The sequence below is a fragment of the Paraburkholderia sp. genome (assembly GCF_026225065.1).
Taxonomy (GTDB): domain Bacteria; phylum Pseudomonadota; class Gammaproteobacteria; order Burkholderiales; family Burkholderiaceae; genus Paraburkholderia.
In genome coordinates this window covers 1-11,357 of the sequence record NZ_JAMFSB010000249.1, presented here as the reverse complement: position 1 = coordinate 11,357, position 11,357 = coordinate 1, and the positions used below count along the sequence as shown (strand labels likewise).

Below are 11,357 nucleotides of genomic sequence, written 5' to 3'. Positions count from 1 at the left end.
CCCTCGATCAGTAGCGCGGTCGCCAGCACCGCGACGGTTGCGATCCACACGGAAAACGGAATGCCAAACAGATAGCCGCCGCCGACGAACAGATACCCCGGCGCGCCGATCGGAATGATCTGGCCGCCGGTCAGTAACTGCGCGACCCCACGTCCAGCCACCATCAGGATCAAGGTAGCGATAATCGGCTGCATGCCAACGAACGACACCAGCATGCCGTTCCACATGCCGCTCAACACGCCGACGATAAGCGCCGCGACCAGTGCCTCGCCAATCAGCCCTGCACTAGGAAACGGTTGCGTAGCCAGGATCGTGGCCGCGGCCGCACCGGCAATCGCGACCACGGCGCCCACAGAAATGTCAATGCCACGCGTGGCGATCACGAGTGTCATGCCTGTCGCCACCAGCGCGAGCGGCGCGGCGCGATTCAGGATGTCGATGGGCGCACCGAACAGATGTCCGTCAAGAACACGCAGTGACAGAAAATGCGGATTGACACACAAATCCAGCACAAAAAGCAGCACGAGGGTCACGCACGGCCAGATCAGCGGACGCTCCACGCCATCGCGGGTGAACCAGTTCGATATCTTCATTCGCCGCTCCCCGCAATCAGCCGATAGATGTTGTCCTCATTCGACGCGTTACCCGCGACCTCCGCAATCTTGCGGCGATCGCGCAGGACTGCTACCCGATGACTTACCCGCAGCACCTCGCTGACCTCCGAAGAAATGAACAGGATCGCAAGGCCGCTGGCGCATAACGCAAGCATGCGGTCCATGATGTCGAACTTCGCGGCTACGTCGATGCCGCGGGTCGGCTCGTCGAGAATCAACAGCTTCGGTTCGGTGGCCAGCCAGCGCGCGAGCAACGCCTTTTGCTGATTGCCGCCGGAGAGCAGGCCAATGGGCTGCTCGGCGTCCGAAGCCTTGATGCCCAGGCGCTCGATCCACAGGTCAGCCAGCTCACGCGCCCGCTGCCCGCTGATCTTGCGGAACCACCCGCGCCGCGCCTGCAGCGCCAGCAAAATGTTCTCGCGAATCGACAGTTCGGCGACGATGCCCTCCTTCTTGCGATCTTCGGGGCAGTAGCCGATGCCGAGCGCCACGGCATCGTGAGGCGAACGCAAGCGCACGGCGCGACCGCCCACGGTCATGGTGCCGCTATCGGCACGGTCGGCGCCGAACAGCAGGCGCGCGGTTTCGGTGCGTCCCGAGCCAAGCAGGCCGGCGAGACCGAGAATCTGGCCCGGTTGCACATTGAGATCGATCGGCTGCATGCTCCCGCGACGCCCCACTCCGCGCAGTTCGACGAACGGCTGCACCGCCTCTTTCGCTACCGGCGCTTCGTGCGCCGCTTCCCGCAGCCGCGTACTCATCCGCTCATGTCCGACCATCTTCGCGACCAGCTGGTCCGCCGACAGATCGCGCGCCAGGTACTCGCCCTCCCGCTCGCCATTGCGCATCACGGTGATACGATCGGAAATCGCGTAGGTCTGCTCGAGGAAGTGAGTCACGAACAGGATCGCGATTCCCGATTGCTTAAGATGCCGAAGTATTTTGAAAAGCTGTGTTACTTCGCTGTCATCGAGGCTCGAGGTCGGCTCATCGAGGATCAGCACGCGCGCGTCGACCGAAATCGCCCGTGCGATGGCCACCATCTGTTGCACGGCGATTGGATACGCGTCGAGCGACTTGGTCACGTCAAGCGAGACATCAAGGCGCTCCAGCGCCGCCTGCGCGCGACGTCTGATTTCGCGCCAGTCGATTGCGCCGAAGCGTCTCGGCTGGCGGCCCGCAAACACGTTCTCCGCCACCGACAGATTCGGACACAGATTCACTTCCTGATAGAGCGTCCGCACGCCGGCTGCCTCGGCCTCCTGGGGAGACGCGAAAGCCACCGCCTGACCGCCAAGATGCACGACGCCCGCGTCGGGTGCGACCACTCCCGTCAGCACGTTGATCAAGGTGGATTTGCCGGCGCCGTTCTGCCCCATCAGCGTGTGGACTTCGCCGGGGAACAGCCGAAAATCGACGTTTTGCAGCGCCTTCACGCCGGGAAACGTCTTGGTGACGCCCTTCGTTGCCAGAATTGGCTCAATTTCTCCCGTCTGGGCGGTCGTGTCGGCATGCTGCGCCAAGGCCGGGCCGTGGCTGCGAACGGGTTCCGGGGAATCAGGAGTCGGGTGGGCCATAGACCTCGCTCGATGGGTGGAAAAGAGGCCGCCTGCCGTGGAACGCAGCAGGACGGCCAGGCACCGCTGGAGAAACTTGTTACGTCTGCGTCACTCTGTCAGTGACTCGGTTCAGTACTTGCGGGTCGGCAACGTCTGCGCCGCGACGCTCATCGGAAACACCGTTTCCTGCGTCAAAATCCGCTTCGGCAAAGGCTTGCCGGCGACCACGTCCTTCACGGCCGACATCAGTTGCGGCCCCAGCAGCGGGCTGCATTCCACATCGACGTTCATCTTGCCCGCGGCCATTGCCTGGAAGCCGCCCTTGGTAGCGTCGAACGAGACGACGGTGATGTCCTTGCCGGGATGCAGTCCAGCCTCTTCCATCGCCTGGATGGCGCCGAGCGCCATGTCGTCGTTATGCGCATAAACTACATTTATTTTATTTCCATAAGTTTTTATAAAGGCTTCCATGACCTGCTTGCCGCCGGCCAGAGTGAAGTCGCCGCTTTGTGAGGCGATGATCTTGAATTTCGGGTCGTTCTTGATCACCTCGATGAGGCCAGAATGGCGGTCATTGGCCGGCGCCGATCCGACCGTTCCCTGCAGTTCCGCAATGTTGATCGGCCCTGGATTGCTTTTGAAGTTGTCTTCAAGCCAGTGACCGCCACGCCGCCCTTCTTCCATGAAATCGGAACCGATCATGGTGACGTAGAGCGATGTATCCTTCACGTCGATGTTGCGGTCGGTCAGGATCACCGGAATTTTTGCGGCCTTCGCTTCGAGCAGGATGGGCTCCCAGCCCGACTCCACCACCGGTGAGAACGCGATCACATCGACTTTCTGCGCAATATACGAGCGCATCGCCTTGATCTGGTTTTCCTGCTTCTGCTGGGCGTCCGAGAACTTGAGGTTGATCTTTGCATCGGCTGCTGCCGACTTGATCGATTCGGTATTCGCCGTGCGCCATGCGCTCTCGGCGCCGACCTGCGCGAAACCGAGGGTGATGGTCTTGTCCTGGGCATATGCGCTGCGCGCCACGAGGCTCAGTGTCCCGGTGCCCGCTGTGAGTGCGAGCGCGCCCAACGCACGAAATACCGCGCGCCGTGAATTCGCCATGTCTGTCTCCTGATCGTTGTTGTGCTGGCGATCCGTAGCCGCCTGCAGCAAGGCTGCGGCAGGGGATCGTGTTAAAGCGTAGTGGCTGGCGTGACACGCGTCCAATCATATGATTTGCACGCTCGATACCAATTTTGGTATAGCGATGCCAATCAGACTACGTATTCGGGCATACCCTGATGGCGCCCCAGTCTGGCCTTGGATCGCGTTTCGGCACGATTTTTTGATGCGATTTTTATGTGCTCGCGGGCATTCTTTAGACGCCAGGTACGCGGCTGCCGCTACCCTTTAGTCGATCCTGCTGCACGTCTGCAGACAGATCCAACGGTCACCTGGTAGACAACCGATCATGCTGAAACTTCTGGTTCCCGTAAGCCGCTCGGCGCGCTCGTTACAAGCCGTGCGGCACGCTGCGTTCCTCTATAACGAGCGATGTGCGTCCGAGATCGTGCTGGTCAACGTGCAGCCCTCGCTCGAATCGACGCGTCTTGAAGCCTTTTATTCCCTCTCGAAGTTGCGCACACTCGAAGGTGCCGACGGCGAGGCCGCGCTGAGTCGCGCCAAACGCATTCTCGACGACGCAGGCGTTAAATATTCCGTAGAGATCAGGGTCGGCCCGCTGGTACCTAGTATCGCAAGTTGTGCAGAACAATACGGCTGCGACGAGATCGTCGTCGCAGCGCCGCGCAGGGACCTGTTCCATGCGGCTGCACGGATCATCAACCGTAGCGTCATGGACCGTCTGGTGAGTGTTTCCCGGATACCGGTCACGGCAGTGAACTAGCCACGCTAGCGGCGCGACGTCACCCAGCGAAAGGTCAGGTTGATACGTTCGCCGGTGACACGCGGTTCTTTCGGCACCCGATGGCGCCACTCCGCCTGCGTATTTCCGCGCATGACGAGCAGGCTGCCGCCTTTGAGCTGGAACGACTGCACGACCGCCGTCTTATTGTGGCGCAGATCGAAGGTCCGGGAAACGCCCAGACTCACCGACGCAATCACCGGTTGCGCGCCCAATTCAGGTTCGTGATCCGCGTGCCAGCCCATGCTGTCCATTCCGCTGCGGTAACGGTTGATCAGCACGCTATTGAAACGGCATCCGCTGGTCGTTTCGACGCTTGCCTTCAACTCGGCCACCACCGGTGTCCACGCTTGCGGCACATTGCGAATGCCGGAGTAGACGTACACCGCGTCCGCTTCCCCCTGCCAGGCGGTGAGTCGCGGCAGAGCCACGCGTCCCGCTGGCGTGCCCATCGATTCCTGCTTCCACGCAACCTCGTCGATCAGTTGCGTCAAGGCACGACCAGCGGCTTCGGGCGATAGCCAGTCGGGATACCAGTCAACGTCGGGCTTGGGAAGGTCGTCAAACAGATCGTTCATGGAATGGGAGGTGACATGCGCGGTGCCGAACTCATTTAGAATAGCCTACGGCGCACGCAATTCAAAAAGGCTCGAGCACCGTCGGCAGGCGTGACGACATGTCGGTAGAATGATCTGCCTTGCCGGCGAACACCTTCTCCGCACGCGCCAGCAAGTTTGCGCGTACGTCCGGCACCCGATTCGCCTTACCCCCTTCCTATGCGCCGCTTATCGTTCCTTTTTCGCATTATTGGCATTGGCGTCCTGCTGCACATTTACGTGGGCTTCCGGGTCATTCCTGACCTGCCAGTGGGGAACGCCGGCCGCTGGCTCGCGGCACTCTGGCTCGTACTATCCGTCCTGCTCATTCCGCTGGGCATGCTGGCACGGACCATCAAACGTCAGCCTCTCGGCGACCGGCTCGCCTGGGCCGGCCTGCTGGCGATGGGCTTTTTCTCTTCTTTGCTGGTGCTGACCTTCGCGCGCGATCTCGTGCTGGCGTCGCTGCTGACTGTCGACGCTATCTGGCCGCACACCATTCCACTGGCGAGCTTGCGCATGGATTCTGCTGCGGCCGTGCCGCTGCTGGCCTTGCTGTCCACGGCAGTCGGCTTTTTTAACGCGCGCAGGCGGGCACGCGTCGTCACGATCGATGTCCCGATCGACGATCTGCCGCAAGCGCTCGACGGCTTCACGATCGTCCAGATCAGCGATATACACGTTGGCCCAACCATCAAACGCCGTTACGTGGATGCGATCGTCGACGCAGTCAACCGCCTGAAGCCTGACCTGATCGCGGTGACCGGCGACGTCGTCGACGGCAGCGTTCCGCAGTTGCGGGATCACACGCGGCCGCTGTCGCGCCTGAGCGCGCGCCACGGAGCGTTTCTGGTCACGGGCAATCATGAGTACTACGCCGGCGCCAACGCATGGATCGAGGAGTTTCGCCGGCTTGGTTTACATGTGCTGCTCAACGAGCACGTGGTGGTGGAGCACGACGGCGCCCGCGCGGTGATTGCAGGCGTGACCGACTATTCCGCGGGTCATTTCGACCCCGCCCATCACAGCGACCCTGCTGCAGCGCTTGCAGGCGCTCCTGGCGACGTGCTGATCAAGGTGTTGCTTGCGCATCAGCCGCGCTCAGCCGAAGCCGCTGCCGAGGCTGGTTTTACGTTGCAGTTGTCCGGACACACGCACGGCGGGCAGATCTTCCCGTGGAACTTCTTCGTGCGCCTGCAGCAGCCGTTTACGGCAGGGCTCGCGCGGCTCAATGGGTTGTGGGTTTATACGAGCCGCGGTACCGGCTATTGGGGGCCGCCGAAGCGGCTCGGGGCGCCTTCGGAGATTACGAGGCTGCGTTTGGTGCCAGGCGAGCCAAGCTGAGATGAAATACGCGGACCGCCCTTTCAGGCGCTCCGCGTACGACCTGCCAAAGTAACTACGCCAGCCTTGCTGGTCGACGTTTTACTGCGCCGCAGGCTCCACTGCGACGCTTACGTGCGGCGCATACGCCACGTCAACGCGCATCCCCGGTTGCAGATTAGCGACCTTCACCGGATCACGGCCCTGGATATGGAACACCTCGCCATTAGGTCCCCTCAACTCGACTACACCTGAAGCGCGGTCGAATGCCACCACCTCAGCCGTGAGGTTTTGCGGCGACTGTGCCGCAAGCGCGCCATGCGAAGGGCTCACGAGCGCGCTACGGGTCATACGGACATGGACCTTGTTGCCCGGATGAATCTGGGCAAGATTGCGGGTATCGGTGACCGTGAAGGATGCTTCACCGCCATGCGCATCGACCACAGTGACGGCATGCCGTGCCTGGTCGACACCCTTCACCACGCCGTCGGCCTGCAACACACTGTTGCCTTCGAAAGCTACGGGCAACGCTTCAGCTGCCGACGAAACAAGCGGTGCCGCTGCGATCAATGCGCCGGCAACTATGCCAAGGGTTTTCTTGTTCATGCAATCCTCAATCAGGTAATAACGAAAAGAGAATCAGGCCGCGGGCAGGCGCGCAAAGAGCGCAACCCCGATCACCGGGAGTGCTCGCGCCGGGTGGTTGTGCAGGAGGACACCGGGCTCGGCTGCCGCATGCGATCTGGCGCATGGACTGCACGACTTGATTCGAAGCACAGCCCAGTCTGTTTTCCAGGATGGGGCTTGTCAAGATTCGGACTCCATATTTAATTTGAGATAGGATGAAGTTTCAATCGTAATAAGCTCGAGGCCTTCGAGCCCCGCGGTTTTGCGGCGCGAAAGAATCTGATGCGAAGCCGCCGCTGGACTGGCGTGAGAAGACTGGCAGCGGGGCAACGCCAGTCTGACGCGCCGAAGCCGCGCCAGGCCGACTTGAAGCAGGCCCGTTGTCGAACCCTCGAATGGTGGCGCCCTGTCAAGGCGCAGGCGTTACGCAAGGCGAATGTCATGAAGACGATGGCGAATCGGAAGCCAGGCGCACCGGAGCATACGGTTGCTGGAAGGTCAGTGTTAAAAGTGATGCGACAACGCTCGGACAGGACATTGGCAGCGGCCCTTTGACTCCGTGGAGGTCTTCATCCCTGCAGCCGATGGCCGGCGGATCGTCGCCACCACAGGAGCGTTTCGCACCGAAGTGCGTGGTGCACACTGGACTCGACTCATCCTCGATCTGCCAGCTCCTACGGCCTGATCTGCCTGCGCGAGGCATAGCGCGGAGACACGCATCGCAACTCGTGTATTGTTAGCGATGCTGTCACGCGTCTGGTTCAAACTACGTGTTTGGGCACGTCTCGACTATTGATCCAATGACGCTTGAATTTGTCTGGCGGCTCCTCGCCGCCTTCTCCTGCGGTGTTGCAATCGGCATCGAACGGCAGATGCGGCAACGCACTGCCGGTCTGCGCACGATCACCCTCGTCGCGAGCGGAGCGTGCCTGTTCGTTTCGTTGGGCGTACTGACCGGCAATGGCACGGCTGGCGTCACGCAGATCGCCGCTTACGTGGTGTCCGGCGTCGGCTTCCTCGGCGGCGGCGTGATCATGCGCGACAAGGGCTCCATCCAGGGCATCAACACGGCGGCGACCCTCTGGTGTTCCGCGGCCGTCGGCGTGTTGTGCGGTGCGGGACATTTCGGTCCCGCACTCGCTGGCACAGCTATCGTGCTGCTGACCAACACGGTGCTACGCGAGGTTAGCCGCACCATCAACGCGACGCCGGTTTCAAATGCTGACCTCGTGCGCGAGTACGTGCTCACCGTGGTCTGCCGTGAAGAGGATGAGGTTCATATCCGCGCGGCGCTGTCGAACTCGATGTACTCCATGCCCCTGTCTTTTCAGAGTCTGACGAGCGAGGACGTGGCAGAGCAACCCGGGCGCATACGCGTCACGGCTAACCTGAAACTGCATCCGAAGGATCAGTCGAAGCTCGAATTGATGGCGAGTCGCATCAGTATGGAGGCGAGCGTCTCGAGCGTAAGCTGGATTGCCAAAGAAGCAGAACCGACGCCGGAGTAGCGCTGCGTATTGAGAGTGGCAAGCGGAGTCTAAGGAATTGTTCGCCTTGCTCCGCCGTTTCGCTTTCAGACGCCCAACCGGGCGACACCGACCGCGGGGTGGTAGTCCGCGCCTTGCGCCCGGCGACGGCGTCATCTATAACAACCGTAGACGAAGCATCGGCCGGCGCCGCGTTGCATTGATGGTAGAGTGCGTCGTGTGAATCGATGGTCCGTATGTCTGTGCAGCCCGAGACCGAGAACGAAATGAACCGAGCGACTGCGCGTTGTCTTACCCCGCCTTTGCGCCATAGCCATCGCGGCTATGCGTCCGGTTCCGCCGTCGCAACGGCCTCCTTGCCAATGCCGCCACAATACATTCAGACATTGTTAAATCCATATCCCGAATATGGACTGCGTCACCCCCTTAGACTAAGCTCTGTCACCGTGAATTTTTCACGCTCAACCATGGAGTCTTGATTATGGAACACGGCATCATTGCATGGCTCATCATTGGCGCGATCGCCGGCTGGCTGGCTGGCGTGCTCGTCAAGGGCGGCGGTTTCGGGTTGATCGTCGACATCATTGTCGGGATCGTCGGCGCGTTTATCGGCGGTTGGCTTTCCGGCGTCCTGCACATCTCGCTTGGCGGTGGCTGGATCGGCTCGATCATCACAGCGGTAATCGGTGCGGTCATTCTGTTGTTTATCGTCCGCCTGTTTAGTCGGCGCGGAGTCTAGCGTTTGCCGTGTCGGGCGGCTTCGGTCGCCTGACTTGCGCTGCATCAAATCGTTGCGCGGGCAATCAAACCGCTGCTACGGCGCTCCCATCACATCCCCTCTCCTCTCGCGATCGGCTTCGTCGCACAGATCGCATACGACGCATTGTGCATTGCGCGTTGCGCGAACTCGCCTTGTCCTATAACGTCGGCGCATTTGCTTATTCCATATCGAGCTTTGAGCGTGGCTTAAACCAACTACAGTTCATGATGGCTAGTTGTGTCGTCCCGAGTCGCACTGATACGGAGGAGGAGCACCATGGGCATCTGGAAGCCGGACCCGAGCTTTTATCCCTCGCCGCGCCTTGCTGCACAGGCGCCGCCCGAAAAGCTCGCTTATGTGGCCGCGTTCGATCCTGATCGCACCCGGCCGGACGAGATCGCAGTGGTTGATGTCGATCCAGCCTCTCCGGCTTATGCCAGCATCGTCGGCAATCTGGCCATGCCGCATACCGGCGACGAGTTGCATCATTTCGGCTGGAATGCCTGTTCTTCGTGCCTCTGCCCCAACGCGCCGCATCCGCATACGGAGCGACGTTACCTGGTTGTGCCTGGGTTGCGCTCGTCGCGAATCTATATCCTCGATACGAAGCCTGATCCGCGTCATCCGACCATCGTCAAGACAATCGAGCCGGCCACCATCGCGAGCCGGACGGGCTATAGCCGTCCGCATACCGTACATTGTGGTCCGGGTGGCATCTATGTGACTGCGCTCGGCAGCGCCGACGGCGGCGCGCCCGGTGGCATCTTCCTGCTCGATCAGGAAAGTTTTGAGCCACTCGGACGCTGGGAAGTCGACCGCGGCTCGCAGCAACTCGCCTACGACGGCTGGTGGCACCTCGGCTACGACACGCTCGTCACCAGCGAATGGGGCACGCCTGATACGTTCGAGAACGGTTTGATTCCGGAGGTGCTTCTAGGCGCGCGTTACGGCCGCCGTCTGCACTTTTGGGATTTCACGCGCCGCAAGCATCTGCAGGAAATCGACTTTGGACCCGAGTATCAACTCGTGTTCGAACTGCGTCCGGCGCACGATCCCACCAAAGCGTATGGTTTCGTCAATTGCGTGATCAGCCTGAAGGATTTGTCTTCGTCCATCTGGACCTGGTATCGCGACAAGGACAAGTGGGCGGTGCGCAAGATTATTGATATCCCCGCCGAGCCTGCTGATCCCGCATTGCTTCCGCCCGTCCTTAAGTCCTTCGGCGCGGTGCCGCCGCTTGTGACCGACATCGATCTGTCGCTCGACGATCGTTTTCTCTATGTGTCGTGCTGGGGCACGGGCGACCTGCTGCAATATGACGTGTCCGATCCGTTCGAACCGAAACTAACGGGGAAGGTCCGCATCGGCGGTATCGTCTCGCGGGCGAAACATCCGAGCGCGTTGAACGGCGCACTCAACGGCGGTCCGCAAATGGTCGAGGTAAGCCGCGACGGCAAACGGATTTACTTTACGAACTCGCTGTACGGCGCAGTCGATCCGCAGTTTTATCCGGATGGCATTGACGGCTGGATGGTCAAGCTCGATGCGGGCCCGGACGGCGGTCTGTCGTTCGATGAGAAGTTCTTTCTGGAGTGGCCGGAAGGACATCGACCACATCAGATCCGTCTGCAAGGCGGCGACTGTTCGTCCGATTCGTACTGCTATCCCTGAATGGTATGAACCTATCAACCTCGGCGTGGTGGACATGGTTCGCGGTTGCGGCGCTTGGCGCGTTTCACGGCATCAACCCGGCAATGGGCTGGCTGTTTGCTGTTGCACTTGGACTGTATCGACGCAGCCGGCGAGTGGTTCTGCTCTCGCTGGTACCGATCGCACTCGGGCATGCACTCGCCGCCGGCAGCATGCTGATGGCCGGATTGTCGCTCGGCATGATCATCGACCATTCTGTGTTGAGCCGAGTGTGTGGGATCTTGTTGATCAGTTGGGCGGCATGGCATGCGTTGCGTGGCCATCGCATGCGACCGCGCGTGGGCATGCAAACGGGCTTTGCCGGGCTGATGGTGTGGTCGTTTGTGATGGCAGGCTCACACGGCGCTGGACTCATGTTGATTCCTGCGTTGATGCCGATATGCAGCGCGTTGGCTCATGCTCCAGGTGCCGCGACCTCCAGCCCCGGACCTACAGTGACAATCGCAGCTATCGCCCTGGGCGTGCATAGTGCTGCGATGCTGGCGACTACAGGCGTGATCGCTGTGGCTGTTTTCGATCACTTTGGCATCAGCGGTTTGCGCACCAAGTGGCTCAACTTCGATTTGCTCTGGACAGGGACGCTGGCGGCATGTGGTGTGATGCAGTTGACGCTTTGATCTTGCGGGATGAATCGATTCCGCCGCGCTGCTGGAGCGTCTGGTTTTTGAGGTCTGTGGAGGGGTTTGCCGGGTGTTTTTGTGCGGGTAAACGCAGAACCCCCACCTTTTGTGGGGTGGGGTTTCTGGTGCTGCTAGGGAGCCTG

At 60.9% G+C, this 11,357-nt stretch carries 11 protein-coding genes; 6 read left to right on the top strand and 5 right to left on the bottom strand.

The genetic code is table 11. The features are described 5' to 3' along the window. The 3 genes from M0954_RS18360 to M0954_RS18350 all read right to left on the bottom strand — a co-directional run. Window positions 1-593 (bottom strand): ABC transporter permease (locus M0954_RS18360; protein WP_367279523.1); only part of this gene is annotated, 593 nt, incomplete at its 3' end. Beyond that, on the bottom strand, window positions 590-2,191 hold the full coding sequence (locus tag M0954_RS18355) for a sugar ABC transporter ATP-binding protein (protein WP_297354754.1): 1,602 nt from the start codon (window positions 2,189-2,191) through the stop codon (window positions 590-592). The genes M0954_RS18360 and M0954_RS18355, both read right to left, overlap by 4 nt. Window positions 2,192-2,302: 111 nt before the next feature. Further along, a complete protein-coding gene (locus tag M0954_RS18350; RefSeq protein ID WP_122156226.1) occupies window positions 2,303-3,289 on the bottom strand; it encodes an ABC transporter substrate-binding protein in 987 nt (328 codons plus the stop codon). Window positions 3,290-3,638: 349 nt separating this feature from the next. Here M0954_RS18350 and M0954_RS18345 point away from each other — a divergent pair, with 349 nt between their 5' ends. After that, on the top strand, window positions 3,639-4,073 hold the full coding sequence (locus tag M0954_RS18345; RefSeq protein ID WP_122156227.1) for a universal stress protein: 435 nt from the start codon (window positions 3,639-3,641) through the stop codon (window positions 4,071-4,073). 5 nt (window positions 4,074-4,078) lie between these two features. On the opposite strand, the gene M0954_RS18340 is transcribed toward M0954_RS18345, so the two are convergent. Continuing rightward, window positions 4,079-4,669, bottom strand: a complete 591-nt coding sequence (locus tag M0954_RS18340) for an alpha-ketoglutarate-dependent dioxygenase AlkB (RefSeq protein ID WP_297354751.1) — start codon at window positions 4,667-4,669, stop codon at window positions 4,079-4,081. A 198-nt stretch (window positions 4,670-4,867) separates the two neighbouring features. Between M0954_RS18340 and M0954_RS18335 the strand changes: the two genes are divergently transcribed. Continuing rightward, window positions 4,868-6,031 (top strand): metallophosphoesterase, encoded by a 1,164-nt coding sequence (locus tag M0954_RS18335; RefSeq protein ID WP_122156229.1) that lies wholly within the window; start codon window positions 4,868-4,870, stop codon window positions 6,029-6,031. An 81-nt stretch (window positions 6,032-6,112) separates the two neighbouring features. On the opposite strand, the gene M0954_RS18330 is transcribed toward M0954_RS18335, so the two are convergent. After that, the gene (locus M0954_RS18330) at window positions 6,113-6,616 is read right to left on the bottom strand and encodes a hypothetical protein (RefSeq protein WP_297354749.1); all 504 of its coding nucleotides are present in this window, start codon (window positions 6,614-6,616) and stop codon (window positions 6,113-6,115) included. An 821-nt stretch (window positions 6,617-7,437) separates the two neighbouring features. Here M0954_RS18330 and M0954_RS18325 point away from each other — a divergent pair. The 4 genes from M0954_RS18325 (at window position 7,438) to M0954_RS18310 (ending at window position 11,211) form a co-directional block, all read left to right on the top strand. Beyond that, complete coding sequence (locus tag M0954_RS18325) at window positions 7,438-8,145, top strand: MgtC/SapB family protein (protein WP_133894625.1); 708 nt, start codon at window positions 7,438-7,440, stop codon at window positions 8,143-8,145. Between the two features lie 460 nt (window positions 8,146-8,605). Beyond that, window positions 8,606-8,863 (top strand): GlsB/YeaQ/YmgE family stress response membrane protein, encoded by a 258-nt coding sequence (locus M0954_RS18320; RefSeq protein ID WP_074268210.1) that lies wholly within the window; start codon window positions 8,606-8,608, stop codon window positions 8,861-8,863. A 297-nt stretch (window positions 8,864-9,160) separates the two neighbouring features. Further along, complete coding sequence (locus M0954_RS18315; RefSeq protein WP_123388426.1) at window positions 9,161-10,555, top strand: selenium-binding family protein; 1,395 nt, start codon at window positions 9,161-9,163, stop codon at window positions 10,553-10,555. Window positions 10,556-10,560: 5 nt separating this feature from the next. Beyond that, window positions 10,561-11,211, top strand: a complete 651-nt coding sequence (locus M0954_RS18310) for a hypothetical protein (protein WP_297354746.1) — start codon at window positions 10,561-10,563, stop codon at window positions 11,209-11,211. Window positions 11,212-11,357 lie beyond the last annotated feature (146 nt).

Excerpts from the sequence above, each read along its gene's own strand:
- M0954_RS18355 (WP_297354754.1), bottom strand. The coding sequence starts at position 2,191 with ATGGCCCACCCGACTCCTGATTCCCCGGAACCCGTTCGCAGCCACGGC.
- M0954_RS18350 (WP_122156226.1), bottom strand. The coding sequence starts at position 3,289 with ATGGCGAATTCACGGCGCGCGGTATTTCGTGCGTTGGGCGCGCTCGCA.
- M0954_RS18345 (WP_122156227.1), top strand. The coding sequence starts at position 3,639 with ATGCTGAAACTTCTGGTTCCCGTAAGCCGCTCGGCGCGCTCGTTACAA.
- M0954_RS18340 (WP_297354751.1), bottom strand. The coding sequence starts at position 4,669 with ATGAACGATCTGTTTGACGACCTTCCCAAGCCCGACGTTGACTGGTAT.
- M0954_RS18335 (WP_122156229.1), top strand. The coding sequence starts at position 4,868 with ATGCGCCGCTTATCGTTCCTTTTTCGCATTATTGGCATTGGCGTCCTG.
- M0954_RS18330 (WP_297354749.1), bottom strand. The coding sequence starts at position 6,616 with ATGAACAAGAAAACCCTTGGCATAGTTGCCGGCGCATTGATCGCAGCG.
- M0954_RS18325 (WP_133894625.1), top strand. The coding sequence starts at position 7,438 with ATGACGCTTGAATTTGTCTGGCGGCTCCTCGCCGCCTTCTCCTGCGGT.
- M0954_RS18320 (WP_074268210.1), top strand. The coding sequence starts at position 8,606 with ATGGAACACGGCATCATTGCATGGCTCATCATTGGCGCGATCGCCGGC.
- M0954_RS18315 (WP_123388426.1), top strand. The coding sequence starts at position 9,161 with ATGGGCATCTGGAAGCCGGACCCGAGCTTTTATCCCTCGCCGCGCCTT.
- M0954_RS18310 (WP_297354746.1), top strand. The coding sequence starts at position 10,561 with ATGAACCTATCAACCTCGGCGTGGTGGACATGGTTCGCGGTTGCGGCG.